This window comes from Aurantimicrobium sp. INA4, from assembly GCF_027924525.1.
Taxonomy (GTDB): domain Bacteria; phylum Actinomycetota; class Actinomycetes; order Actinomycetales; family Microbacteriaceae; genus Aurantimicrobium.
Map to the genome: position 1 here is coordinate 224,818 of NZ_AP027040.1, position 25,582 is coordinate 250,399.

The window sequence follows — 25,582 nt, forward strand, 5'->3', positions numbered from 1 at the left end:
ACACTCTATAAATCAAAATCATGGCAGGGAATAGGCCTGATAAGTAGTAGTTGCGCCACCTTTATACCTGTGCTTTCTAGGAACTTTGCGAGGAAATCTATTGGTAGTTAACAGATGATGTCCTTGATTGTTGTCCCCTCCCCTCAGCGCTTGACTGCTGATTTGCCTGGGTCTACTACCGTTTCTCCTTATTGCTTATTCAAGAGTATTCATGAATAAATACAGAGGTTAGAGAATCAACAAAATCTGAAGCTGTCTGATTCATAAAGAGATAAGAATACTCATGTTGGTTCAATACGAATCCCCATTTTTCAGGCATACTCAAATCAAGCTATTTTTTGGGGGAATTGATGCCGCAAATTTTTGACAATGTCTCACTGAAGCTTGGTGATGATCTTAAAAAAGTATTTGCACAAGCTGAGGCTCTCGACTCAGTGGTCGGCTATTTCAACCTCCGGGGATACCAACTACTTTCTCAAGAAATCGAATCACGTGAGCCGAGTGAAAAACCTATTCTCAGACTTCTTGTTGGTATGTCAGTAACTGATGAGACCAGGTTAGATCGCTTTTTGAGAATTAGGCCCGAGGGAGATAACTCACTCGCCTTTGAACATCTAATTGACCTCGATGAGGCTCAGGCAAGAAAACTCTTAATCCTAGATAATTTTAGGAATCAACTTGCTGGTGGTGCCCCAAACAATTCTGATTTAGCCACACTGAAGTTATTGAAGTCCCACTTGAAAGATGGACGTGTTCAAATCAAGGTTTTTGCTGAACAACCGCTTCACGCAAAGGCCTACATTCTTCACACACCGCATGTTCACCAGGTACCTCGGACTGCGTACGTAGGCTCTTCCAACTGGACCATGGCAGGTATGAGCAAGAACCTTGAGCTCAATGTTGATGTAGTGGATCAAGACGCTACAAATAAGTTGCATGTTTGGTTCGAAGACAAATGGAATAGCCCTTTATGTCTAGATATCGATGAAGATTTACTTGAACTTCTTTCAAATGCATGGATCGCAGAAGAGCAACCCAGTCCTTATGAGTTATATCTAAAGGTCTGTTTCAACCTTTCTGTAGATGCACGTGATGGAGTAGATGAGTATTCGCTACCAGAGGCTTTTGAAATCAAACTTCTTGATTATCAAAAAGAGGCGGTGAAGATTCTAGCCAAACGACTTTCTTCACGCGGTGGGGCAATGCTTGGCGACGTGGTTGGTTTAGGTAAAACCCTCACTGCCGTTGCTGTCGCAGCTGTACTCCAACAAGCAGAGGGACTAGCTCCGCTGGTACTTTGCCCGCCTAATCTAGTAGCGATGTGGGAAGAAATTTTTGCCCAGTACCACTTGTATTGCAGGGTAGTTTCTTACTCGATGGCAACTAAGAAATTGCCTGATATGCATCCACATCAAATCGTAATCATCGATGAATCACACACTCTTCGTAATGAAACTCGTCAAGATTACGCAGTAATCAAAGACTTCATTGAGAAGTGGAGTGCTCGCGTACTTTTACTGTCAGCTACCCCTTACAACACTGGTTTTAGCGACGTTTCTGCTCAACTAGGGCTTTACATCAACGAAGACGATGACATGGGTATCGAGCCCTTGGAAGCTATTGCTAATAACCCACGTTTCAGTGGAATGGTAGGTGGAAGAACCCGCTCTTTCGGGGCATTCAAGAAATCAAAGTTTGCGGAGGACTGGAAAAGACTTCTCAGTGATCACTTGGTCCGTAGGACGCGTTCATTTATTCGCGCTCTTGCTGACAAAGACGAAGAAGGCGAGTACATGACCTTCTCAGACGGACAAAAATTTTACTTTCCGGATCGAATTGCAAAGCCCATAAACCTTGAATTCGATCAAGACGATCCTGCTGCACTTATGCAAGATGAAGAAACACTAGAAGTAATCAGTGAATTGCTTCTCCCCCGTAATGACTTAACTTCCTATTGGAATCATGAAGTTGAAAATACCGATGAAGAAAAGCAATTGCTTGAGAGTTTGGAACAATCAGGCGGCAACCTTCTCGGAATTACCCGAGCCAACTTCTACAAGAGATTGTCTAGTTGTGGTTTTGCCTTTGAGCTGAGTGTTAAAAGACACATACAACGAAACAAAACCTGGCTGCATGCGCTCGACTACGGTCTGGAAGTACCTGTCGGTACCCCACGAGTAAAACTTGCGGATCTTTCTCTGGACGATTTGGGGCTTGAACTTGATCAAGACATTGAGATGGCCGGCTTATCGAGCAATGATGATCGAATCTCTGACGACTCGGAAATTTCTTTAGTTGAACTGGAAGAGAGTAAACCTCAAGGCATCGCTGCGCTGTATGAGCAAATTCAAAAATCAGATGACAAAACTCTTACTTGGGTTCGTCCCACGGTTTTCACAGAAGGCCTTAGAGAAGCTTTGGAAGAAGATACTGCTGCACTTTCCGCTTTACTAAAGCGTTATGGAGCTTGGTCGGCTTCCAGGGATTCAAAACTTAAGAAGCTAATTGAGTTGATTCAGGTAACGCACAAAGATGACAAGTTACTCATTTTCACTGAATACAAAGACACGGCAAAATATCTGCTTTCTTCTTTAGAGTCTGCTGGGATTACCAACATAGGAATTGCATCAGGTGACTCAAGTAATCCGACTAAGGTCGCCCACGCATTTTCGCCTTTCTCGAATGGCAAAAAATCAACATTTGATTCTAAATTTGAAGGCGAATTAAGAGTTCTGATTGCGACTGACGTTCTCTCAGAAGGCCAAAATCTACAAGATGCATATGTAGTAGTTAATTTCGATCTTCCATGGGCAATTATTCGGTTGATCCAAAGAGCTGGGCGTGTAGACCGAATCGGACAGCGAAGCAAACACGTCTATGTTTACTCGCTGTTCCACAACAGCCTTGAGCCTATGTTGAAACTTCGCTCGATGATTCGCCAACGCTTTGCGGACGCAAACAAAGTGTTTGGTAATGATGAAAAGTTCTTTGGTGACCCTGAGGAAGTCTCGTTGCTAGAAGATTTTTACAAAGGAAATATGGCTGGGCTTGAATCAAAGTTTGAGGGAGAGGTGGATGCTCTCAGCCGCGCATATCAGACTTGGACTTCACTAAAGACCGAAAACCCTGAGCTAGCAGAAAAAATATCCGCAATGCAGGATCAGATTTTTACGACAAGAAAAGCTTTCTCAGGTAAGAGTTTTGCACTAGGTCAACAAATTCTTACGTACACAAAAACTGGACCGCTGCATCAATTCACAGTTATTGAAGGCGGAGTAGGGACAAGGGAGCTTCCTTCACCGCTTTCGGATAATGAGGCGTTAAACAGGCTTGAGTCTGCCCCTGATGAATATGCGATTGCTAAACGAGCAGATCACTTCGAACTTGTTTCAAAATCGGCAAGTTTTGCAGCCTCGAACACTGCATTCGGGTTTGGTTACATTGCTGGAGTGCGTAAACGCCTCTTGAATGATTTCAGATTGGATCAAAGTAGCGATTTACAACCTGCGATTCAAGCATTACGTGAAAGCCCCCTTACACGATCTTCAGAACGAAAACTACTTCAGGCTAGAAAAGGCGGTCAGGTTATTGCTGCAAGACAACTACTTATCGAGCTTTTTGAGGCTGGAACGCTCGTTGTAGCTAAAGTCGGAGATCCTGACGAGACACGTATTATTTGCTCGATGGGAGTTTCAACTAATGAGTAACAACATTTTAAAAAGAATAAATTCACAAGAATTCCCTGAGCTTTTCATCAGTGAATTGCATTGGAACATTCCCAAAGATGTGAATGCTAAATCCATCACATCGACATTAAATGGTGAAAACTATTCATTATCACCTGTGGGTAAATATCAAGGACTAACAGCTTGGGTTTGCAACTCTCTTCCTAAAAGGTCAATAAGAACTGAGCTTTCTAAAGAACTGAGTAAACAAAATTTCGATTACGTCCTGATCTTCAGTGACGGGGAGAATCAGGTTTGGACTTGGCCCTCAATAAGTGAAACCAGACTTGGATTCCGGAGACTAACTGCCCAGCACCATAGAGTTGGCGATAAAAATGATGCATTAGCTCGAAGGCTTGATCGATTTAAGATCGATCCTAAGAACCCCCTGAGCGTTGCCGACTTGCTAATTTCTGTAAAAAACGGCTTTGACACAGATACTGAAGCTGCCTTACGAATTGCAGACCTCCACTCTCACCTCCTCTCAGTCGGATTAGAAGGAACAGACCTCGAGGTTTTTCTAACAAGGCTGTTATTCCTTTTTTTTGGTGAGGATACAGATTTATTCGCACAAGGTCCTTACGACGCTGGTGTTGCATTCAGGGGTGATGTTTCAGGTGGCGATGAATTCAGAAATCTCATTGTTCAATATCCGGATGGAACCGGATTTAGAGAGCTTGTTCAGGATCTTTTCGCTGCATTACGAACGCCAATCGCAGAAAGAATAAACCTCTCTTCATTAGTTAAAGATTTTCCATATGTGAACGGCGGGCTTTTTCAAGACGAGAAACCTGTTCCAGAGTTCGACGAGAAACTCATCGAACTTGTACTTGCATGCTCAAATTTAGATTGGTCCGACATTAGCCCAGCAATCTTCGGCTCAATGTTTGAGGGTTTGCTAGAAAGCACAATTGAACACGTTGTTAATTCTGCAGAAGGCCACGTTGCGACGAGAAGACAACTTGGCGCTCATTACACAAGTGAAGAAAATATTCTTCGCGTAATCGAGCCACTATTTCTCGGAGAACTAAATCTTGAGTTAGAGAATGCTGGAATAGACCCAGTCAAACTAAAGCAACTTCACGCGAAGATTAGCTCTTTAACCTTTTTCGACCCAGCTTGTGGTTGCGGCAACTTCTTAGTGGTGACATACAAGGAACTTCGCCATATAGAAAACATGATCATTGAACGACTTCTTTCAACTGGTGAATTGAAAGTTGAAGATGTTCCTGCCTCGATGACAGTTCGGATTGATCAATTCTTTGGAATAGAAATAAGTGCTTCTGCAAGCCAGGTGGCACAAGTCGCTATGTGGATCACAGATCACCAAATGAATGTTGAATCTTTTGAGAGATTTGAACGTGTTAGGCATTCAATACCTCTGGCTGAAACCCCGGGAATCGTCAGGGCTGACGCGTTAACTTATCCCTGGGATGAAGTTATTCCGGCCGAAGACTGTGACTTCATCATTGGGAATCCCCCATACCTCGGTAAATCTAATCAAGATGATTCACAGAAGGCGAGTTTTTCAACTGCCATGGCGGTAACCTCAGGTGCTGGAGGTATACGAAAGCCAGGAATTTTAGATTTCGTAAGCGCATGGCTGGTGAAATCCGCCATTTATATGAAAAAAAGTACCGATGGTGGAATCACTGAACTTGCGTTGTTCGAAGAGGAAGATGAATCCTGGGGGAAGTCGGAACATAAAGTTGAAAATATACCGCCTAGGCTTCAGGGGACTTTCGACAACTACGGAACAAAGTCAGCTTTTGTTACTACCAACTCGATAACTCAGGGTGAACAAGCCTCTGAATTGTGGCCTTGGCTGTTATCGCAGGGCCTTCACTTACAATTTGCCCATTCAAGTTTCAAGTGGACGAATAACAACCCAGGTGCAGCACAAGTATTTTGTGTAATCCTAGGTCTCGGTTTTGAACCAACCTCGAAAAGAGAACTTTACGTTCATCACAAAAACGAGATACAACAGCCCACTGTCAAAATAGTTGAAAATATCAGCCCCTACTTGGTTCCTGGAAGTGAAGCGGTTGTTGAAACAAGTAAAGTTGCACTTTTCGCTCCCCGAGAAATCGTTTACGGAAGTATGCCCAACGACGGGGGTAATTTAATTCTGAGTGTCGCCGAAGCAGAGACATTAATCCGTGAATATCCGGAATCTAAAGCATTCGTAAGAAATTTATATGGAGCTAGAGAATTCATGAGCAATTCACCAAGAAAATGCTTATGGTTTCAGGGCATGGATTTGGCTGATGTCAGAAAATTCACTTGGGCAAAAGAAAGAATTGAAGCAACTCAAAAGTACAGGCTTAATAGTGACAGGCCAGCAACCAGGGCTTTAGCGCAAGTCCCGCATCTTTTCGGCGAGATACGGCATACAGGAGAAGACTTCCTCTTAATTCCATGTAATTTGCCGAGCGACAGAAGCTATTTCGCAATGGGTTTCAAGTCAGGCGAATCTATATCTACAAATCTAAATCACACGGTTCCTTCTGCTAATTTGTTTGATTTTGGAATCCTTAGCTCAGCAATGCACAACGCATGGATCAGATTCACTGCGGGTGGGCTTGGGGATGGGCTCCGATATTCGTCGGTGTTGGTCTACAACACATTCCCATGGCCCTTTGTGGTTAACGACATCGATGCAGCGCAAATTTATGCAGCGGCTCAAAACATCTTAGATATCCGCGAATCTTTTAGCGAAAAATCAATGACAGATCTTTACCGAGATCAAAGCATGCCTTCGTCTCTGAGAGAGGCACATGAAGCCTTAGATGATTTGGTTGATGTTATCTATGCTTACCGAGGAGCAAAATCAGAAGAGGACAGATTTGAGTTTCTCATGGCAATGTATATGGAACGGAAATCAAAAAGATAATTGATTTGAAAGGAATCTATTTAGAATCCGCTAAATGGTTGGGGAACCATTCGGTTGACGAGACTCTAGCAATTTTGACTGGCCCTTGCTCGGTCAATGAGTAGAGATCACCATGAGTAGTTATTTTCAACTCATCCAGCGGGTTTACAGCTTTCTTTAGAACAGCTGTTAGAGTTCGTGCATTTTCACCGAGAACCTTGCTCAAGTTCTCGCCAGTTGATTCGCAAACTATGCCATTTTCGGTGAGTGAGTAACTGTAAGGAAGGCTAAACCCTTGAACCTCGGAGAGGTCGCGTTCAGGTTCTGCACCGAGGTAACCAAGTAGACGTTCTTGTCCGTGTTTGTAACCAAACAGTGCTCCGTCAGAGTCATCTACAAAGATATCGCCCATGGGGTCAATCATTTTGAGACGAGCAATCTGGAGTGCAGCTTCGTCACCCCACAGATGCTTGACCGACTCTTTAGTTTCTACGTCAGTTAGATCATTCAGTTGTCTCTTAAACTTAAGAGCGCGAGTAGGCTTTGGGCCGATCCACCTTCCGCCCACCCGCGGACGCGATTCAGATTTCGCAGCAGTTCTTTCTCGCGTGCGCTCAGCCTTTTCAGCGTCATCTTTTTCAACCGCTACTTGAACTTCTTCAGATGTTTCTTCTGCGCTGACGGTGACAGGTTCTTCTGCTGAGGTCTCAGGATTGAAAGATCCCGAGAGGATGTTATTAATTCTTTGAAGCAACTGTGGCAAGGCACCCTCGATAGACAACTTAGCTTCTTGGGCTACGAAGTAGAAGTACTTCATATCCTTCTTGAGCTGTTCTAGCGAAGGGGATATTTGCCTATGTTCCCAACGATTACGGGCCCAGCGGCAACTCTTGTAGTTGTTATAGAACTCAGCATTATTTGGCAGAACTCGCCATAACAAACTGTCGTGGTATTTCAAAGGTTGTGAAAAGACAAAGCTGGGGTCAAATGGCGATGTCCAGTTCGAGATCTCCTGGGGGTCCCCGCCCTGGGCGACTAGCTCTTCAAGCCAGTCATCACCAAGTTGTGCTTGGCCAACCTTTTCGAACTTTTGTCCAAGCTCGATAACGAGCGCTTGGCACATCTTGTGGAAGGCGTCTTCTGCTTCTTCTTCAGTGTCTGCTTTGGGGAGATAAAGTTTTCTTACGCCGACCATTAGTCAATGGCCTTCGGGCTGTTGACTCCAAGTTGCTGTGTGATGGCTTCAACTCGAGTCAGTGCGTAGATCGCTGCGATCACAGCAACGTTTCCGACGGGGCACTTCAAGCCTGAATCGCCTCTTTGGGCAGGTGCTGCGCCGGGGTAAACCTCGAGGTATGTACCAGTGTGAGTGGCCCCGAGTGAGATGAGGAATGCCTTCGTGTCCACGCCCTTGTTGAGCCAGTCAATTTCGCCCCAAGTGACCCTGTTGCCTGTTGGCCATGGCTTTCCATTGATTTTCATTGCTGTCACCCTGGCGACCCATTCACCGTTGATGGTTTTCATGTTCATGGTGCCAGCGCGAATAAGTCGCGTGTAGGGCTCTGGTCCTTCTTCGAAATCGATGACTCGAACGTCTGCCCCGTCTCGTCCTGGCCAAGTGATTACTCCAACGGTCATCTCCAAACCATCAGGGGTTCTCATGTTTGCGAGTTGAGCAGATCCAGTCAATTCACCAGCACCACGCTCTGGTTCGCCAATGAAGTCAGTGGCCCCTTCTAGGATCGTCACATCTACGTGGCCGACAGTGAAACTATTCATCTACATTCCCCTCCACTTATGAATATAGTCACCACTTCAGACAACCGTGCTTATCTGTAGTTTCTTTGGTACGACGATTGATTAAGACAGTAAAAGGGGGCGACTTGGTCTCTCAAGTAACTGCCATCCAATAGCTAGAACTGTTCTACCGTGGTCCAGAGCTATCTGGTCGATTGAGTGCCCCATTCGGTATTCGGCCTCGATTTCGTCTTTCTCACCTTTCCTATACGTACGGCGATTGTTCCCAGCAGATTCTTCGTCCTCCATTGCTTCTTCTGGATCAATCAGCAGGCGTATAAGTCGGATGGCAACCTGCTTTTGATCAATTACCAGCCGATTGGCAATGGCAAATACGCCGAGACCTTGTGCGTAGAGGTCAAGTAATTGTTCATCTTCTTCACTGGTGAAAGGTCGTTCACGGCCTGCATATCGATCAACATACTTAACTCCAGGAATTCCAAGGTTTGTCCTGGTCCGAATTGCAGGAGTTGAGTTTGAAATTGAGCGCGGTATTGTCTCTTCGTCTTCGTCTTCGTCTTCGTCTTCGTCTTCGTCTTCGTCTTCGTCTTCGTCTGCTATCACTGCAATTTGAATTGGTTGATAGGTTTTTGGGACTTGCTTTTGTCGCTCAGCAAGCACATTGGCATTGCGTACCAACTTTTTGACCCACAGAGCGCTCAAGAGCATCGTCAGGATTCCCACAAAGAGTGCGATGCCGCCGTTTTCGCCATTCATCAGTGCAAGTGCTCCTAAAGAAGCAACAAACATCCCCATCCAGAACAAAAGCAAGTGCATTAGCCACTACCAATGGACGAATCAGCACTTAACCATTCAGACAATTCAAGTACATCCTGAGCTCTGAAATATGCAACATCCCCGTGCGCATGTTCTTCAACTTCAGCTAAGAATCCCTCATGTCCGCCCCCATCAATGGGGTCTTCTGACGTCCCCTTGACATAGGTGATAAGAATCTTGGCAGCTCTGGGCGGAGACTTTTTCCTAATCACACGACCCATGCGTTGAATCATTTGGCGTTTGCTTTTGCTTGCGGCAATCACGATTGCAATTTCAGCTTCTGGAACATCGATACCTTCATCGAGGATTCGAGGAGTGCAAATGACTTTGAGCTTTCCAGAGCCGAATTCCTTGAGACGAGCTTCTCTTTCTAGATGTTTATCATCACCTGTCAATGGCATCGCAGTGGTTGCTTGTGAGGCAATCCAAGCTAGCCTTCTAGCGCTTTCTTTGGTCTCGGTGAAAATCAATGTTCCGCTGGATTTATCGAGAGAATCTCGAATGCCAACCAGGAAACCTTCTTTACCAGAGGCCTCAGCCATAATGCTTCGACGATGTGCGAATCCCTCAACATATTGACGGCAGAAATAAGACTCTGTGTCACGTGAGTGGTCTTTAATCTTTGTTTGCACTTGAGCAAAGAACTCTGGCCAGTCATCTGGATAGAAGCAATTCTTAACTAGATAGCGCTTTGCCTTTCGACATTTTTCTGTTTCGAGGTCGTACTCATGTTTTTCATGAGGCGTGAACTCTGTAGCTACTAATGCCAGATTGAAAGGTGCAACCACGTCATCTCGAAGTGCGGGGCCGTAGCCATAGTTATAGATGACCCCGTCAAAAAATGGGTTTAAGTATTTCTCAACACCATCATCTTGCTGTCTTTCATAAGTGCCAGAGAGCGCGAGCCTGCGGTTGTAGCTGCTATTGAGGGCAAAGCTGAACTGAGATGATCCATATCTGTGTGCTTCGTCTGCTACGAGCAAAGCCAAGCTCTTAGGTTTTGGCTGATTCTTGCAAGCAGTTTGAACTGTACTTACTAGGACGTTGTAAGAGTTGAAGTCGTCGTGCCTGCCCCCGGTGAGTTTGCCAACACGAGCCCTGGGAAGAGCCTTTTCCAAATTGCGGTGCCATTGTTCTAGTAGCGCTGAGGTTGGAACTAAAACTAATGCGCAACCTCCCTCTGCAAGGACTTGTCTAATTGCGGCAACGCCAACGAGAGATTTGCCTGTGCCAGTAATGGCTTCGACAACTCCTCGATTGCTATTTTCGCCCCAATGCCAAAGTGCTTCCTTTTGCCACTGTCGAAGCTCAGGGCCGACATAATCGCCATTTCGGCCAATATCTTCCCATTGATAAAGATCCACTATTCCCCCCCCGCGTGTAATTCAGATTACTGATTACTTGAGTGTCTTTCGAAGAGATAACGGAAAGAATTTTCTATGCAGCCAAACTAAAGTCTTCTGCTGAATAGAGCTGAACATCATTACAAGCTGATTGAAGAATCAAGCTCACAAAAACTGCACGTGCAAAAACCTTGACCTTGACTCCTAAATTCTGAAGTGCCTCAGCGGCTTCTGCGAAGAAATGATCTCCCGATGCGATGACAACTTGGTCATAGCGCTTCTCCACGTTCTCTTCATAAGCGATCTCTAGAAGTGCACGGTCAGCACCGTCGTGACCTGGTAACCACACGGTTCGAGCTCCTGGCCACCCGAATGCTGACTCGAGCAGGTTTTGTGAGCTGCTCGATGCGACAACAATGTGTGCATCAGCAGGGACATTGTTTGCTTCTAGATAGAAGGCCCGAAAGCGAGCAATGTCTGATGCTTTAACTTGGCTTGTACCGAGTTCGTTCTCTATATCGATGAGGTGTAGTTCGCGGTTGGCAGTGTTGAAGTGGCGAATGTTCATCTGGATTCCCCTCCGGTTGCTGTGGTGACATCAACCTATTGGTACCCACGGACATTCTCAGAAGTTCTCATTTTGTTTTTCACAATTGGGACCACTGGCAATTTTTATTCTTCAGGAAGACCCTGTGGCCCGAATACTTTGTATCCCTTATTCGAAAGATACGTTCCCCATTTCGTTTCTTCATCATGTGCATCATAAGTTGAAAAATACGAGATACTTGTTGGTTCTAATTTGGCCAATCTTCTTTTGAAGTGTTTCTTTACTTTAGTCGAGGCCAAGTAACCAGATCGATGTTGGGCAATACGATCTTCTGGATTTCGAGACGTAACTCCTACATAGATTGGGACTCTGTTGTCCTTAACCCAAGCCTCTCTCTTCAACTCGACAACATAAATTGAGTAGGGAATTTTGGGATCCGGATTTATGCAGTATCCCTGGGCAGCAAGCTTCTTGCAGAAACTGTCTTTTGCTGATGCAAGCGTTCGCGAATCCTGATACCAACCAATGGGGGATAAATCTTCGCGGAGCTTGATTGCATGCTTTGCATATTTTCGGCGAGAGGTAATCAACTCATTGAAAATTCTTGGGTCTTTCCGTCGGAGCGATGTGGTTGTTACAAAAACGTTTGGTTTTGTTCGTCTCCGCCTTGGAACAACATCTCCCAATTCAAAAACAATAATTCGGTGGCGAGAATCAAGTTTCTTTGTTTCTTTCATTGTCCCCAGATCGATAGATAGCTGAATGCTTACTTGAAGAAAAGAATATGACTCAGTTTGATCTCACAGTCGAAACTATTCCTAGGTTCCCACGATCCATCTCCCCAGGCCGCTTGTGAATCACAATTGTCTTCACCCACATCGGGTGAACCTTCTTCAATACTTCAATAGGAATGACCAAGGGCTCTCGCCAGAGCTGGGGATCTTTGAGTCCTCGAGCTTGCAGCCAACCTCCTGAGCCATCAAGAACAGTGGCAAACTCAGGACTGTCTTCTTGGATTTGTTGAACCAAGCCTTTGAAGATCTTGGCCTGAGCTGTGCGGGCCTTGTTCCAGAGGGCATAACTTGCTTTATCTTTTCCTCGGCTGGGCCAGCCCTTAGCTTCCATCATGTCTTGAGCTGCCAGCATTTCTGGAAGTATCTGGTCTGCCTCGAAGAGGATCTCGGTTCGAGAGCCTCGCATTCTTTGTTCCATAGGAACTGCCACTGCCTCGGCAATGATCGAGGGCGATTCAAAGCGACGAGTGAGTACTTTGCCAGGATTGATTCTCCAGCCGGTGCTCACGCCAAAGGTGAAGTCTTTGAGTCCATATAGTTCTTCATCTGACCACACAGTCATGTGTTTGCCTCCTTCTTTGGATGAATAGTTAGCTGTAACCGGATTCCCACTCGTAGAGGGTCACCGTGATGGCGGCGTCATCCCACGCGCCATTTCGTATTTGTGCCGTCATGGCTTCAATATCTTCCTTGAATCTCCACAGCTCTGAGCCATAGCTTTGGATCTGTTCTCGGTTGAGATCCACAAACTGCTTGAGTGTGAGATTGGCTACCCAGTCGGTGTAACCAGGAAGATCTACCCGGGTGAACAGATCATGTCCCTTGACGTTTCGTGGAGTCCACCACCAGAGCTCGGTGGAGAAGAGAGTTTTCTGCTTGCTGTCTTTCACTACGAGTGCTGTTCCCAACGCAGGCATCTCTTTGCTCCCCTCAACTCCTCCTACTTTTACCATGGCACCACCCACTGACATTTCAGTGGGTGGTGCCTCTCCTCACTGGGCTATCCAGTGAGGAGAAAGTAGTTCTTCAGTGAGAGCTAGTGGCTCTTCTCCTGCCCGATAACGGGCTAACCAGTTCGTCCACTGCTGGGCATTGAGTCGGACATATTCTTTGTTGAGGTTGCCCCAGGTGGTAGTTATCATGGTGTTCCTTTGGCCACGCTTGTGGAACTTCCTCACCTGAGTGTTGAGCTCAATGAACTCTTCTGGAGTGAATCCTGCAGCTCTGAACTCGAGTGCAAGATCAATCCAGCCCTTGCTGTTGGTTATGCCTGTTTGTTTGGCGTGCCTGTCATGCAGCCCCATGACGGTGGCACCTAAGAACATGGGCGGGAACTGCAGCGTTGCTGCAGTCCACGCTCTGCGTTCTTCATCAGTGCAGTCACCCCAGGGGTCTTCTGCGGGTGTTGTGTTCTCTGGGGTGTTGCTGGCGAGTGTGCCTTTCTGGAGCAGCCATTCATAGGCAGTGACACCCAGGTCGTCCCAGTATCGGGCAACAGCAACCCACTGCCTATTCATGACGATGCCATCTCGGTGAAGAAGCTGAGTGTTCTGGAGCTTGCCCATGACAGTCAGATCAGTGGGTGGGTTATCCAGCAGAGCATTACTCCACTGAATGCGTTCACGTGGGGGGATGGGTCCCCAGAGTTCTTCCCGCAGGAGGCGAAGCTCTCGGCTAATCGGTTCTTTCTCCTGCCAGGTGGTGCTGGGGATCTTTTCTGGTGCAGACATAGGTGCCTCCTTGGTGTTGTGGAGGCAGAGGTTGCTGCACTCCATTGACTTATATGAGCGCGGATGCGCTCATATCTGTTCTTCCCCTAGGGCACCCCACTCAATGGTTGGGGGTTGCCGGATAGCTAGCTAGGTACTTGGCGCTATCGCTCTGGAACGTTGTACCGAGTATGACACGAGCCGCAGACATTTGAGGTTTGGGGTGGGTGCCGTACGTTGCAACCTAACGGCGTGACTTTGTACTAAAAGCCCAACAGTCGAACAGGGAAAAACACCTAGACTTCGAATATGAGTCCTCGTGGTTTTAGACGTTTATGTGCTGTGGGGGCAGCATTATTTTCTGCATTATTTGTTGTGGTTTTTGGTGGGGTTGTTCCAGCTCATGCCGCTCCTGCAAATCAGATGCAGCTCGAGTTTGCTACTTCGGGGATGTACGAAAACATCAGCGTTACTCTCGGCGGCGAATTGAACAATGTTGTTATCAACTGGGGTGACTTAGATAGTGATCCAGGCACGACTGATGTGATTCAAAATGTGACAAACCAGGGACCAGGTTCTGGCGATGTCACATTGACCCAAACGGTTGATTTTGGTGGGACCTATGTTGTTTCCATCACCGCAACAAAGTTGGAACGTTTTGGTAAATGCCTAGGTGGTTCCGACACAACTCTCACCAAAGTATTGAGCTGGGGAGACTTTGGCATGACGAGTTTGCGCTGTGGTTTTGATCACCGCAGTGAACTCAGACAAGTTCCGGCAACTCTTCCTGCCACGGTGACGGATCTCAGTAATGCATTTTCATATGCAAATGGATTCAACCAAGACATCAGCGGATGGAACACCAGCAACGTCACCAACATGTCACACATGTTTGAGTCCGCTGTGAGCTTCAATAGGTCACTTTCTACTTGGAACATTTCAAACGTCACAAATATGACTGACATGTTCAAAAAGGTTGGGTTCTATTCAATGTCGAATGAGAACTACTCCAGCACACTCGTTGGATGGGGTTCGCAGAGTGTGCAGCCGAATGTGAACCTTGGTGCAATCTCGACCCAAGCGGTCACTTGTGACGCAGTGAATGCCCGAGCCACATTATTAGGAAGTCCGAACAACTGGACTATTTCTGATGTTGCGCCAACCATTTCTTGCCCAACAAATAACAATCAGAACAACAACCAAAACAACTCTGGTTCTTCTGGTGCTGTCGCTGCAGAGCTTGCTCAAACGGGTTCTCCGGTAAACGGATACTCCGAGTTCGCATGGCTCCTGGTTATCGTGGGCACACTCGTCCTGGTATCACCAAGGGTGCTCAAGAGATTTAATCAGTAGAGGTGCTTCAACATCCCGGCACTTGATCCCGATCAGCAATAGCCCTTTGCAGTGCGTCACGTGCTCGGGTGAACTCTGACTGGTTGTCAGCTATGCGTTGGCGTTCGAACGCTATCTCTTCATTCGAATCCACGCGCCACACATAGGGTGTTCCATCGGGATTCCATTGGAATACTTCAATGGGCCTATAGGGAGAAGCTAGGAGTTCTTCGAGGTGTGCAGTGTTACTGGCTATCCAGCCTTCTACGCTGGTCACGTAGTTCTGTGCTTGATCAACAGCAGCCTGCTTGGTGGCACGAATGTTGTTGTAGTAGGTCTGTTCTTCCGGGGTATAGGGGCAGGGTTCAGCTGTGGTGATGAACCCCGTGCTGGGGCTTGACCCTGCCTGGGCATCGGGTGTGCTGCCTGATGTCCCTGGTGTTGATCCTGGATCAGCACTGCCGTTGGCAGTGCTGGATTGTGGATCCAGCACTGTGGTCAGTTCTTGTGACTCGCTTGTGGCTTCGGTGTTGCTTGAGGTGCTGGTTGTGGTGGTGGGGTCGTCGTTGTTGTTCAGAGCAATAGCTCCACTGACCCCACCACCGACCAGCACGATGGCTGCGATGAACAGTCCATAAACCTCGGCGCGCGATGCACGCCCTCCTGTGAACTTCTTGGTGTGTGTTTTCATGTGTTTCCCTCCTGGTGTGACTGTAGGAGGGGGTACGGACATTCCTCCACAACTAGATGCCAAGCAACTTGTCCACATCCTGGTTATTGGGCCATTGTTCTGCGCCACTGTCTTCCTACAGTGGCGTGCATGGTTTTCGAATCTTTTGCGCATGTTCCTGTTACGGAGGAACTCCTTCGGCACGTGTGGGAGGGGGCAGTAGATCCCACCAAAGGTGGGCATCGTCATGGGTTAGGGCGAGAAGGAAAAACCGAGTTTCCTCAGGATTGGGATCTTGCCATGGTGGAACAAGCCATACACGCAGTATTGGAACATCCACAGAGCATCCGCGTTAGAGGAAGCGAGGTCAGTTGCCTCAGAGTAGTGAGAGAAGTAATGGTCAAAGTTATTCTCAGATCAAACGCCCAAGGCCTATTTATTCACTCCGTTTATCCAGTTTGTGGTGAAGGTGTTGTCACAAACTTCTACGGCAAAGCTGTTTCGGTGCCTCTCGATTTATCAAAATTGGAGTTTTAGAATGTTGATTATGGACAACAGCGAATTCGTTGCACGGGCGTTGCGGGATTATTTGAGACCTCTCGTAACTGAGAACGAAGTCCAGCACTTGGACACTTCAATTCAATGTGGTGAAGCAGATGCTGCAATTTTCAGTGGAATTAGCATTGCTCGCCACTTTGGTATTGCGCTTCCTCCCATTTTTCGAGAGAAAATCATTGAATTAGGAGTCCTCCCCATGGGCATGGATGAGGCAATTCTTAAAGAGTTTGATGCTCTTCCCGCTTATTGGCAGGCCGCTTCCTAATCCCGCTCTTCGTGGTTCCACTCGGCATCAGGAACAAACCCTGAACCGTATTGGGTCTCTGGATATCCCGTCATTGGTGAATACCCATGGGGGCCGTTGTAGTAGTCCCCATTGTTCATGCCATCAATGTCATCTGATGCTGGCGGGGTGTATCTGGTTGGGGTTTGTGTGGGGGAGCTCAAGAGCTTCCCAATGCCCCGGATAAAGGCAATAAAGCCCCACCCAATAAGTCCCAGCCCAACAAGGAGCAGTACTCCTGCAATTGTTTCCATGTGTTCCTCCCTCAATGAGTAGCACTGTAGAACCTGCCACGGACAGTGTGGTTTGTCCGCGTGGATTGGCAATGTCCGTGGCTGCTGTGATGCTCACTTTTTGTGACGGGGAATCGGCACGGGGGGCTCTGCTGAAACTGCCGGGGGAACCGTCACCAGTGAGGGGTGGTCACTGATCATCCCTCACTGTTCAAAAGCTTTGACCCTTCGCAGCTGCACTTAGACGTTGAGCGCAACAATCAGTGTGCAGATAGCGCTGACCAAGAGAACTGGAACCCACAGGTTTCGTTCCTTCTTACTTCTACTGATGCTGTTCACAATGAGACCTAAGACAGCAAAGCCAAACCAGAACCAGTTCACTATGGCGTTCTGTCCAGGGCTGAGTGCTGGCGTGAGAATTCCTGCTTGGGCGAGGTAGTGACCGCACTGGGCAAGCATCACGATAGCTGAGACAGCTGCGGCGATGCGCAGCTGCCCCGGCAGCTTGCCGGGGTTCTGTCCACCGAGGGTGTATTCGCCCCAGGGAGCACCTGAGAGAACTGCTATTTGAAATCCTGCGACGCCCAGTGAAATCAGTGCCTGGATAAGTGCTGCTGTGGTGACAAGCGTGGTCATGGTGCAAGTTTATTGAGCAAATACTCCTACACACTCAATCTGGATTTGGAGATCTCCACAGTCATTCAGGTTGTTCCGCTTGGTGATATTTGTCATCAATAACTTTGCCTGCATGGTCTTTGAATCCTTCTCGCATGTTCCTGTAACTGAGGAACTCCTTCAACACGTGTGGGAAGGTGAACAAGATTCCACTAAGGGTGGTCATCGCTATGGGTTGGGGCGACTCTTCAAGACAGAATTTCCTCACAGCTGGAATCGGGAACATGTGCATTTAGCAATACTCAAGACCCTGTCTCGCCCTCAGTTCATCAACAGGCAAAGCAGATTCATCTTGTGTGACCGTGAAATTGAGAATGTCATTGTGCGCGTGGTTATTGCAGAATTCATTTCGCATCAACACATTCACTCCGTATATCCAGTTTGTGGTGAGGGCGTTTTTCGAAACGACAGGACCGGAAGAGTAGCACTGCCACTCGATTTCTATATTTGGAAGGAATAACATGACAATCATGAACGAAGCGGAATTCGTAGCACATGCGTTGAGTGATTACCTCGGTACGTACATTCCGCATGCTGAATCCGCCACCATCCACAACATCATCATTTCAGGGGAGCCTCTGTCGGGAATTGGGTTTGCCCTAGGAGTTGCCGTTGAAAACTCTGTTGCAATCCCAGAATTACTGAGAGAAAGAATTCTTTCTCTGGCAGAACTCACTCCTGAAGAAAACCAATTGTTTGTCAGCGAATTTCAGTTACTTCCCGCATTTCAAAAAGCTGCGTGACATATTAACGAGGCAGAACTGCTAGCACATGCACTGTGTGACTAAATACACAAATTGCCTAGCATTCCTGTGAGTCATAGGTTGCGTTTTTCGAGGCCAAATTATTTCTTGCTGCGCTGAAAAAGTGATGGGACACTTGCCTATCTCGCCCAGTTAGGCTGGAGTAATGTCCTACAACGTTGTTGAGAAATCCTTGAGTGAACTGCGCCATGATTTGGCTGCTGGAGTGGTTACAAGTGTGGAGCTGGTAGCTCGCTACCTTGATCGCATTGCGTTCTATGACCGTCACGGAATTACTCTCAACGCTGTCCCCATCTTGAGCCCAAGTATTTTCGCTGAAGCGCGCGCTGCGGACGAGCGTCGCGCTCGGGGAGAAGTCCTCAGCCCTCTCGATGGAATCCCTTACACAGCGAAGAACAGCTACAAGGTCAAAGGCTTGACGGTTGCTTCCGGGTCTCCGGCATTCGCCGATCTCGTTGCAACAGATGATGCCTTTACTATTGCGCAGTTGCGCAAGGCGGGTGCCATTTTGATTGGTCTGACCAATATGCCCCCGATGGCTAACGGGGGCATGCAGCGCGGTCTCTATGGCCGCGCAGAAAGCCCCTACAACGCTAACTTCCTCACCGCTGCTTTTGGTTCTGGTTCATCTAATGGTTCGGGAACAGCAACCGGGGCAAGCTTTGGTGCTTTTGGGTTGGGTGAAGAAACCTGGTCCTCTGGTCGTGCTCCGGCTTCTAATAATGGGCTGTGTGCGTACACACCCTCTCGGGGTGTGATTTCTACGCGTGGTAACTGGCCATTGGTTCCCACCATGGATGTGGTTGTTCCTCACACCCGAACGATGGATGACATGATGGAACTGTTAGACCTCATCGTGGATGACGACTGGGAAGTCCGCGGAGATTTCTGGCGCATGCAGCCCTGGGTTCCAACCCCGAAAAGCTCGGAACTGCGACCTGACTCGTATGTGGGGTTAGAGAACCCAGAGGCGCTGCGCGGTAAGCGCATCGCGATTCCGCGGATGTACATCAACAAGGATCCCGAGACCATCACTCTCGAGGAGATTGACCGCATTCACACTCGTGACTCCGTTGTGGAGCTCTGGAATAAAGCCAAGGCTGACTTAGAAGCATTAGGTGCTGAGGTTATCGAAACAGATTTCCCCGTCGTGACCAACTATGAAAGTCGAGGCCCAGGAGCCACAAACCTCGTTTCACGAGGTTTGGTTCCAGAAACCTTTGCCGAGCATGAGCTGTGGGAACTGTCCATGTGGGGATGGCATGACTTCTTGGCTGCTAATAATGACCCTCACCTCAATGCTCTCGAGCAGGTTGATGGAGACAAGATTTTCCCCGTACCCACCGGGTCGGTACCAGGTCGTTATGACGACCACCTGCACCGCTTTGCTCCTGAGGATGTTCCTCTCGAGGAATATGTGGTGCGCGCTAAGCGTGACGGAATTCCTGAGCTCGTAGACATTCCCGACATGGCCGAAGGTATTCCCGGTTTAGAAAAGGCCCGCAAGTTAGATCTAGAAGACTGGATGGACGAGCTAGGCCTGGATGCTGTGGTGTTCCCTGCTGTAGCGGATGTGGGCCCCGCTGATGCTGACGTTAATGAGGCATCTGCTGATTTGGCTTGGCGCAACGGAACCTGGGTTGCCAACGGCAACCTGGTTCCTCGCCACCTCGGCATTCCCACCGTGACTGCTCCACTAGGCGTCATGGCAGACATTGGCATGCCTGTTGGCTTAACCTTCGCTGGCCGCGGTTATGACGACAGCAACCTCTTAGCTTTCGCGTGGGCTTTTGATCACCAGCGCAACCGCCGCATTGCAGCACCACGAACTCCTGAGCTGGGTGATGTTTCTTGGAACGCAACTGGTCACGCAGGTGAGGGAACCCCCACCCTGGCGGTCACCGCCACCGCAGGTGAGGTGACCGGGGGTGTGGTTCCCCTTCGTGTGGTGATCAACACCACGGCTGCCGAGGTTGCCGTCACCATCAATGGTGTTGCACTCTCTGGTGTTCACACTGCCGAGGGCTATGTGGTGGAAACAACCGTTCCAGAGGCAGAGCACACCCGTGTGCACAGCGAATGGCGCGGCGGTTATGGCTCGCTTATCGTGGCGCTGGCACGCACCGGCCACGATGTTGTCGGAGACTACGTCGTGGTGGGAGGCGTGGCCTAAGCCAGAGAATCCCGCCAGGCGGTGTGCAAGCTGGCGAACTTACCTTCACCTTCAATGAGGTCATGGGGTGTGCCATCTTCGATGATTTCTCCGTGTTCCATGACGAGAACTCTGTCAGCAATGGCCACCGTCGACAGACGGTGGGCAATGATGATGGCAGTGCGATCAGAGAGCAAGGTTTGTAGGCCTCGCTGCACCAAGCGTTCGCTGGGAATATCCAAGGAAGCGGTTGCCTCATCCAAGATCAACACGGTGGGATCTGCAATAAATGCGCGGGCAAAGGAGAGTAGCTGGCGCTGTCCTGCCGAGAGGCGACCACCGCGCTTATTCACATCGGTGTCATAGCCTTCGGGCAGTCGCATGATGAAATCATGCGCGCCGACGGCGGTGGTGGCCGCGATGATCTCGTCCCTCGTGGCATCGGGCTTACCCAATGCGATGTTCTCGGCTACGGTTCCTGAGAACAGATAGGACTCTTGGGTCACCATGGTTACCGCATTGCGCAGGTCTGCATTACTCAGGCGACGTAAGTCGATGCCGTCCAGGCTGACAGTTCCTGAAGTGGGGTCATAGAAGCGGGCGACAAGTTTGGCCAGTGTTGATTTACCGGCACCGGTGGTGCCCACTAGGGCAATGGTTTGGCCAGCAGGAATGTGCAGGTCCAGATCAGGCAACACCACGGTGTGCTCGTTGTAGCCAAAGCGCACATGTTTGAAATCCAACGCACCCTGGGGATGGGGAAGAGCAATAGGGTCTTCGGGTTCTGTCACCGTGGCGCGCTCTTCGAGCATGCCCGAGACCTTCTCCAAAGCAGAGGACGCATTCTGGAAAGAGTTGTAGAACATGGCCAACTCTTCCATGGGCTCAAAGAACCGGCGGGTGTACAAAACTGCAGCCAAGAGCACACCCACATCCATAACACCGTTGACCACACGGAACGAACCCAAGATCAACACGGCAGAGAGGGTGAAGACACCAATAACTTTGAGGCCAGGGTCATAGGTTCCAAACAGGCGAATGACTTTCCTGTTTGCTTCGCGGTAGTCATCCACGGCAACGGCGTAGCTTTGTTCGTTGCGTTCTTCGCGGCGGAATGCTTTAACCGCACGAATACCAGTCATGGTTTCCACGAATTGAACAATCAACCGGGCAGAGAAGGTGCGTGCTTCACGGAACTGCTTTTTAGAGGTTTCAGAGAACCACCTGGTCAGGTAGAAGCAAGGAATGAGCGCAACCAGCAGCGGCACTGCACTGGAGGGATCCAGAGCAATCAGAGCACCTGCGGTGAAGAGCATGAGCAGCACACCTCTAAAGAGGTTGCTGATGCCACCGTCGAGCAGTTCGCGCAGTACTTCAATGTCGCTGGTTTGGCGGGCGATAACCCGGCCTGAGGTGTAGTTCTCGTGGAAGCTCATGCTCAAGTTTTGGGTGTGCTGGAACACACGCTCGCGCAGATCAATGAGTACTGTCTGGCTGATTACTGCGGAGGAGCGCATATAGACCGCCATCATGGTGGAACCAGTGATGGCGGTGATGACATACGCGCCCACAATGAGCTGTGCGGGGAGCCAGTTATGGTTTTGCACTACCTGGGTAAGCCCTTGGTCAATACCTAGTGCAAGCAGGGCAGGACCGGCAACCTGGGCAGCCGTGCTGATGACAACAACAAGCAGCGTCCAATACACCCGCACCCGCACAGGGTGCAGCAGGGAACCCAGCAGGGCTAAGGAACGCTGACGTAAGCGCTTGCCTTCTGCTTTTGTGAAGTCGGAACGTTCTTCTCCGCGAACACCGGTAATGGTCATTGCTTCTCCTCATCCAGTGAAGCAATCACGTTGCGGTATTCGGGGCAGCGAGCCAGCAACTCGGAGTGGGTGCCAACATCCAAGATCTTTCCTTCGTGTAGCAAAGCAACACGATCGGCCAGCATCACTGTTGAGGGGCGGTGCGCCACTATCAATGCCGTGGTGGTGTTGAGCACGTGACGCAACGCCTTCTCCACAGCGGCCTCCGTGGTGACATCAAGAGCAGAGAGGGGGTCATCCAAGACGAGGATGCTGGGTTGAACGGCGATAGCTCTGGCTAATGCTAAGCGTTGGCGTTGACCACCGGAGAGGCTCAGGCCTTCCTCGCCAATTTTGCTCTCAACTCCGTTGGGCAAATGGCGGGCGAAGTCTGCCTGAGCAATATCCAGCGACTGGTTGAGCAGGGCTTCTGCCTGCTGTTGTTGCTCTGGGGTTCTTGCATCGCTGAGTTCTTCACGGCCTAAGAGCACGTTCTCTCGAACAGAGATGGAGAACAAGGTGGCGTCCTCGAAAGCCATGGCAATACGGGTGCGCAGGCTTTCAATGGAGACATCTCGTATGTCGACGCCGTCAATGAGAATGCGTCCCGAGGTGACATCAAAGAGTCGGGTGGTCAATGCTGTGAGGCTGGTCTTTCCAGATCCTGTTGCCCCCACCAGTGCCATGGTTTCGCCAGGCTGAATGCTCAGGTTGATGCCGTTGAGCAGGTCGGGGTGCTCCGGAGAGGAATCTTCATAACGGAAGTGAACGTCCTCGAAGACCAGTGCACCGGGCCCCGCTGGGGCCTGGGGTGCACCGGGCTTGTCCAGGATTTCTATCGGCGCATCCATGACTTCGTGGAAACGATTGAGGGAGCTAGCTGCCTCAATCGAGATCGACAGCATCGGTGCAATCGATTGCATGGGGCCCTTGAGCAGGGCTGCGGTGGCAAAGAATGCCACGAGTGTTCCCACCGAGACGACACCGCGTTCTGCCTGCACAATTCCCAGCAGCAAGGTCAACGCAAAACCCAGGTCAGGAATGAGCAGCATCCAGAACCACATACGCCCGTTGGCCCGGCCCTTGGCCAGTTCTGTTCCCCGCAAGATATTTGCCTGGTCTAAGAAGTCATCGAGGGCTTCGCCCGCGCGACCAAAGGACTTCAAAACACGAATACCGTGAACAGATTCTTCAATAGTGGTGGCGAGGTCACCTTGTTGGTCTTGAGAACTGCGTGCTAACTGCGAGAACTGCCGCTGGAAGCGAATGCTGAAAATAATCAGCGGAAGAGAACAGGCCAGGAAGATTGCGCCGAGCAACGCACTGAAGGTAAAGAGCATGGTGAAACCAGCCACCAACATGATGGTGCTGGTAATCAGCTGCACAAAAGCAAAAGAAATCCAGCGGCGAACCGTGCTGACATCTCCCATTGCGCGGGAGAGAAGCTGACCACTTTGCCACTTGTCGTGGAAGGCCACCGGCAATTGCTGAAGGTGAACATAGATGGCATTACGCATCTTGCCTTCGAGGTGAACCCCAGGACCTAAGGTGAGCCAGCGGCGTAGGTAGATGAAAATCACCTCGGCCATGCCGAGGGTGAAGATCACGGCAACGCCGGGAATGATCTGGGCAATATCCCCTGAGGACAGGGGGTTATCTACCAACCAGCGCAGAGCAAGCGGAATAGTCAGTGCTATTGCTGCAGCAGCGAGTGCAATAAAGACGCCCAGAAACAGACGGGGGAATGCACCTTGCACATAGGGAATCACGCGCCACAAACTCTTCACAGTTGATAACTGCTGAGTTTGTGTGGTCACGAGGAAATCTTTCTAAGAGAAAAGCTAGTCCGGCTCTTGAGGGCCTGGGCTTTCTGTGGTTCAGGAGAGAAAAGTGAGCTCTCGAACCCACAGACTGTAACGTCTGCGCACCCTGTAATTATTCCGGATAGGGCTTGGCAGAAATGCCGGAGCCCGCCTCAACCTACTCTCTATGTGAGCGGGGCGTAAAGTTTTCATTTCCTTCACGGGGAAGAAGGTGACAGAGTCAGAGTATGACCATGGATGCTTCAGAGAGAACCCCTTACGCTCACGCCCTCGGAGAGTTCGCTCGCAGGGAGACCCTGCGCCTCAACACCCCTGGTCACAATGCCTCGGCAGCTGCATCTCCAGCCCTTGCTGTGTTCTTTGGCCCTGAGGCTCTCCTGCTCGATGCCCAACCGTTGCTCAGTGGCTTGGACAAGGGAGAAAACAATCCTTTCGATCGAGCAGTGCGGGCAGCGGCACGTGCGTGGGGTGCCCGCCGGAGCTGGTTTCTCACCAACGGTGCCTCCCAGGGAAACCGAATGGCCGCACTGGCATTGGCACAGTTTGGCTCCGCTGAACAACCGGTGATTACTCAGCGCAGTGCCCACTCCAGCTTTATTGACGGCATTATTCTTGGCGGAATCTCACCCCGCTTTGTTCTGCCCACCATTGATACTCAACACGGCATCAACCACGGCATTACGCCGGAGGTTTTTGCTCAGGTTGTTGCCGAGAACCCCGATGCCAAAGCTGCCTATGTGATTAGCCCCTCCTATTTCGGAGCTGTGGCAGATATTGCTGCCTTGGCTGAGATTGCTCACGCAGCAGGAATGCCCCTCATTGTTGATGGGGCGTGGGGTGCACACTTTGGATTCCACCCTGACGTGCCAGTGAACCCTCTGGCACTGGGTGCAGATGTGCTGGTCTCGAGTACCCACAAACTCGGGGGATCACTGACCCAATCGGCCATGCTCCATTTGGGCGAGGGACCATTCGCAGACCAACTTGAGCCACTGCTCGAGAGCGCTTTCTCTCTCAACCAGTCCACCAGCGAAAGCGCACTCCTGCTGGCTTCACTGGATATTGCTCGCGATGAGTTGGAATACGGGCACGACCGCATCGCGCTCGCGATCGCCTCGGCAGATCGCTTACGCGATGCCGTTCGCGCATCTGAGTGGCTGTCTGTGGTCAGTGACGGGTTTGATCTATTCCCTGACATTGTTACCCACGACCCCTTGCACGTCTCGATTGATGTTCACCGCCTAGGCCGAAGTGGCCCTGATCTGCGCGAAGCTCTCATGGACGAATTCGGCATCTTTTGCGAGATTGCCTCCCACAGTTGCATCGTGGCACTGGTGGGGCCAGGCATGGAATTCGATGCCGACTTCTTTGTCTCAGCACTGGTTTCGCTTGCTGCCCCGGATGGAAACTCCTCACAAACTGCCGAAGTGCTTCCGTTACCTGCGCCAGGAGAAATGAAGGTTCTTCCCCGCACAGCCTTCTTTGCCGCACGTGAACTCGTTCCAGCTAAGGAAGCCATCGGCCGCATCAGTGCAGATTCCCTGGCGGCCTACCCGCCAGGAATCCCGAACGTGCTTCCCGGAGAAGTCATCACCACAGAGGTGGTCGAGTTCTTGCAGGCAATAGCCACAGGCCCTGGAGGGTATGTGCGCGGAGCACACGACTCCGACGTCAGTTCATTCTGGGTTGTTCGCTAGCTCATTGTCTGACCTGTCAGACAAGG

21 protein-coding genes, 1 pseudogene and 1 riboswitch are annotated in these 25,582 nt (G+C 49.7%); of the genes and pseudogenes, 8 read left to right on the forward strand and 14 right to left on the reverse strand.

Annotation, left to right across the window (positions count from 1 at the left end):
- Nucleotides 1–350 precede the first annotated feature (350 nt).
- Nucleotides 351–3,707, forward strand: a complete 3,357-nt coding sequence (locus AINA4_RS01200) for a helicase-related protein (protein ID WP_281787160.1) — start codon at nt 351–353, stop codon at nt 3,705–3,707.
- On the forward strand, nt 3,700–6,618 hold the full coding sequence (locus AINA4_RS01205) for a DNA methyltransferase (protein ID WP_281787161.1): 2,919 nt from the start codon (nt 3,700–3,702) through the stop codon (nt 6,616–6,618). The genes AINA4_RS01200 and AINA4_RS01205 overlap by 8 nt, the downstream gene beginning before the upstream one ends.
- A gap of 16 nt (nt 6,619–6,634) precedes the next feature.
- Here the strand turns inward: AINA4_RS01205 and AINA4_RS01210 are convergent, their stop codons facing one another.
- The 9 genes from AINA4_RS01210 to AINA4_RS01250 all read right to left on the reverse strand — a co-directional run bounded on the left by AINA4_RS01210 (nt 6,635) and on the right by AINA4_RS01250 (nt 13,585).
- A complete protein-coding gene (locus tag AINA4_RS01210) occupies nt 6,635–7,792 on the reverse strand; it encodes a hypothetical protein (protein ID WP_281787162.1) in 1,158 nt (385 codons plus the stop codon).
- A complete protein-coding gene (locus tag AINA4_RS01215) occupies nt 7,792–8,376 on the reverse strand; it encodes a hypothetical protein (RefSeq protein ID WP_281787163.1) in 585 nt (194 codons plus the stop codon). The genes AINA4_RS01210 and AINA4_RS01215 overlap by 1 nt, the downstream gene beginning before the upstream one ends.
- Before the next feature lie 81 nt (nt 8,377–8,457).
- Nucleotides 8,458–9,171, reverse strand: coding sequence for a hypothetical protein (locus tag AINA4_RS01220; protein WP_281787164.1), 714 nt, complete (start codon nt 9,169–9,171; stop codon nt 8,458–8,460).
- Entirely contained in the window at nt 9,171–10,535 is a 1,365-nt protein-coding gene (locus AINA4_RS01225) for a DEAD/DEAH box helicase (protein WP_281787165.1), read from the reverse strand. The genes AINA4_RS01220 and AINA4_RS01225 overlap by 1 nt, the downstream gene beginning before the upstream one ends.
- A gap of 73 nt (nt 10,536–10,608) precedes the next feature.
- A complete protein-coding gene (locus AINA4_RS01230) occupies nt 10,609–11,082 on the reverse strand; it encodes an NYN domain-containing protein (RefSeq protein WP_281787166.1) in 474 nt (157 codons plus the stop codon).
- 104 nt (nt 11,083–11,186) lie between these two features.
- Nucleotides 11,187–11,798 (reverse strand): GIY-YIG nuclease family protein, encoded by a 612-nt coding sequence (locus tag AINA4_RS01235; RefSeq protein ID WP_281787167.1) that lies wholly within the window; start codon nt 11,796–11,798, stop codon nt 11,187–11,189.
- 52 nt (nt 11,799–11,850) lie between these two features.
- Nucleotides 11,851–12,417: a hypothetical protein gene (locus AINA4_RS01240; protein ID WP_281787168.1), complete on the reverse strand. Its 567-nt coding sequence runs from the start codon at nt 12,415–12,417 to the stop codon at nt 11,851–11,853.
- A 28-nt stretch (nt 12,418–12,445) separates the two neighbouring features.
- Entirely contained in the window at nt 12,446–12,808 is a 363-nt protein-coding gene (locus AINA4_RS01245; protein WP_281787169.1) for a hypothetical protein, read from the reverse strand.
- A 39-nt stretch (nt 12,809–12,847) separates the two neighbouring features.
- Entirely contained in the window at nt 12,848–13,585 is a 738-nt protein-coding gene (locus tag AINA4_RS01250) for a hypothetical protein (protein ID WP_281787170.1), read from the reverse strand.
- Nucleotides 13,586–13,625: 40 nt separating this feature from the next.
- A riboswitch (SAM riboswitch) is annotated at nt 13,626–13,743 on the reverse strand.
- Nucleotides 13,744–13,873: 130 nt separating this feature from the next.
- On the opposite strand from AINA4_RS01250, the gene AINA4_RS01255 reads away from it, so the two are divergent.
- Nucleotides 13,874–14,917, forward strand: a complete 1,044-nt coding sequence (locus AINA4_RS01255; protein WP_281787171.1) for a BspA family leucine-rich repeat surface protein — start codon at nt 13,874–13,876, stop codon at nt 14,915–14,917.
- Between the two features lie 7 nt (nt 14,918–14,924).
- On the opposite strand, the gene AINA4_RS01260 is transcribed toward AINA4_RS01255, so the two are convergent.
- Nucleotides 14,925–15,587: a hypothetical protein gene (locus AINA4_RS01260; RefSeq protein WP_281787172.1), complete on the reverse strand. Its 663-nt coding sequence runs from the start codon at nt 15,585–15,587 to the stop codon at nt 14,925–14,927.
- A gap of 129 nt (nt 15,588–15,716) precedes the next feature.
- Here AINA4_RS01260 and AINA4_RS01265 point away from each other — a divergent pair, with 129 nt between their 5' ends.
- Nucleotides 15,717–16,103, forward strand: a complete 387-nt coding sequence (locus AINA4_RS01265; protein WP_281787173.1) for a hypothetical protein — start codon at nt 15,717–15,719, stop codon at nt 16,101–16,103.
- Between the two features lie 10 nt (nt 16,104–16,113).
- On the forward strand, nt 16,114–16,389 hold the full coding sequence (locus AINA4_RS01270; RefSeq protein WP_280799317.1) for a hypothetical protein: 276 nt from the start codon (nt 16,114–16,116) through the stop codon (nt 16,387–16,389).
- On the opposite strand, the gene AINA4_RS01275 is transcribed toward AINA4_RS01270, so the two are convergent.
- Complete coding sequence (locus AINA4_RS01275; protein WP_281787174.1) at nt 16,386–16,661, reverse strand: hypothetical protein; 276 nt, start codon at nt 16,659–16,661, stop codon at nt 16,386–16,388. The two genes, AINA4_RS01270 and AINA4_RS01275, sit on opposite strands and share 4 nt — an antisense overlap.
- A 219-nt stretch (nt 16,662–16,880) precedes the next feature.
- Nucleotides 16,881–17,276: a hypothetical protein gene (locus tag AINA4_RS01280; RefSeq protein WP_096382364.1), complete on the reverse strand. Its 396-nt coding sequence runs from the start codon at nt 17,274–17,276 to the stop codon at nt 16,881–16,883.
- Between the two features lie 500 nt (nt 17,277–17,776).
- On the opposite strand from AINA4_RS01280, the gene AINA4_RS01285 reads away from it, so the two are divergent.
- Nucleotides 17,777–18,058, forward strand: a complete 282-nt coding sequence (locus AINA4_RS01285; protein ID WP_281787175.1) for a hypothetical protein — start codon at nt 17,777–17,779, stop codon at nt 18,056–18,058.
- Nucleotides 18,059–18,224: 166 nt separating this feature from the next.
- Nucleotides 18,225–19,910 (forward strand): annotated as a pseudogene (locus AINA4_RS01290) (amidase); the annotation flags it as partial.
- Between the two features lie 338 nt (nt 19,911–20,248).
- On the opposite strand, the gene AINA4_RS01295 reads toward AINA4_RS01290, so the two are convergent.
- Nucleotides 20,249–22,057 carry an ABC transporter ATP-binding protein gene (locus AINA4_RS01295; protein ID WP_281787176.1) on the reverse strand — a complete coding sequence of 603 codons (1,809 nt, stop codon included), beginning with the start codon at nt 22,055–22,057 and terminating at the stop codon, nt 20,249–20,251.
- Nucleotides 22,054–23,853 (reverse strand): ABC transporter ATP-binding protein, encoded by a 1,800-nt coding sequence (locus AINA4_RS01300; RefSeq protein ID WP_281787177.1) that lies wholly within the window; start codon nt 23,851–23,853, stop codon nt 22,054–22,056. The genes AINA4_RS01295 and AINA4_RS01300 overlap by 4 nt, the downstream gene beginning before the upstream one ends.
- Nucleotides 23,854–24,092: 239 nt before the next feature.
- Between AINA4_RS01300 and AINA4_RS01305 the strand changes: the two genes are divergently transcribed.
- Nucleotides 24,093–25,556, forward strand: coding sequence for an aminotransferase class V-fold PLP-dependent enzyme (locus AINA4_RS01305; protein WP_281787178.1), 1,464 nt, complete (start codon nt 24,093–24,095; stop codon nt 25,554–25,556).
- The last annotated feature ends 26 nt before the right edge of the window (nt 25,557–25,582 follow it).